The organism is Lysinibacillus sp. NPDC097287, assembly GCF_044761695.1.
Taxonomy (GTDB): domain Bacteria; phylum Bacillota; class Bacilli; order Bacillales_A; family Planococcaceae; genus Lysinibacillus.
This window is the reverse complement of the sequence record NZ_JBIWCX010000064.1, coordinates 1-1,316: the sequence shown is the minus strand read 5'-3', so window position 1 is coordinate 1,316 and position 1,316 is coordinate 1. Positions and strand designations below refer to the sequence as shown.

Sequence of the window (1,316 nt, the reverse complement as noted above, 5' to 3'; positions counted from 1 at the left end):
CGTTGCAGCCGTGGCAATGCAAAAGCACCATGCCGCCGCGGTGACCGTTGACCCAGCTCACTGACAAGGACGCATGTCGGTCCGCGTGGACAGGGCATAAGGCCATCAACTCGTGAGGGCCTCGGTGTTGGACCCCACCACTGGACTCGACCGCGATGCGTACGCGGTCGAACGACGACATAGGACCCGTCGCTGCGCCGCTCGATGCAGCCGCCGTCATGCGATTGCCTCAGCGACACTCGTCGCCAAGGATGGCGAGTGTGCTCGGAATTTGGTTAGAATGGCCATAAGTCCTCTGGACTTGAGTAAGTGAAGTTCGGAAAGTGACCTCGCAAGTCGCTTCCCGGGACTGAAATCGAATCGAAGAACCCCCTCCGGCCGGCAAAGCAGTGGGGGTTTTTCGCTGTCTAGGGCCAACTCATGCTGGAACCGAAAGTTCGCCGTCGGTCGCTTCGCGAGCAGCCTGGGTTCGATCAACTGCATAGCGGGCGTCGTGGATGCGGAGTCGCTCCGGATCCAACTTCTTGAGGATGTAATCAGGAATGTCGAGGTTCGAGGCGCGCGCCATGACGAGCACCCAGTAGTCCCCGAGATCGATCCCGAGTTCGTCTGCCCGACGTTCGTAGACCTTGGCCTGGTTGAGGGGTGCGCGCACGGAGAGGCACCGGCGCGCGCCTTTACTTGGTCGTCCCATGGGATGAGCGTAAATCGATTCTGATTCAGAAACGGTGATGCTGGTTGTGTCAGCGTGTCGTGCCCGGCGCTGCTCATGTCTGAAATCCCCTCAACCCTCGCAATGAATGCCTCTGATTAGAGGAAGATCCGCGTGCCCCGCGCCGTGTGACAGATGGGGTCAACAAATCTTCGTGCGCATCATGTCGCGAGACCTGGACGGGCCGAGTCGAAGCGGAGTCAGGTTAGCGAGGCATGCACTTTCCCACTACTACGTGTGACCTATCTGCGAAGTTGGTGGGGAGTGGGGGGAGTGGAAAGAAACAGCAGTTCAGGCGGCAAAAACCGCTCCCCACGTAGGTGGGGAGCGGGGTGGGGAGTGGGGTGGGGAGCGGCTTCAAAGACACGAATCGGCCGTTTGCGCTCGCCCGGATCTACGATCTGTTTTTAGGCTACGAAGGCAGGCGATTCGATGCCACCTTCGACTGCCGTTCATGTGGGCCTGGAAGCAGAGACGACCTCCGAGGCTTACTTTTTGCTCCTCGAAGGTCGTCCCCCACTATCGTGCGGGCGACCGCAGGTGCAACGACAAGACGCCCGCGAGCAATCGGCTGCGCGATTTGGAACCGACGACCTTCACTTGC

At 60.0% G+C, this 1,316-nt stretch carries 1 protein-coding gene; it reads right to left on the bottom strand.

Annotation, left to right across the window (positions count from 1 at the left end; all coding sequences use genetic code 11):
- Window positions 1–418: 418 nt before the first annotated feature.
- A complete protein-coding gene (locus ACIQ2D_RS22050; protein WP_003942442.1) occupies window positions 419–655 on the bottom strand; it encodes a hypothetical protein in 237 nt (78 codons plus the stop codon).
- Between the last annotated feature and the right edge of the window lie 661 nt (window positions 656–1,316).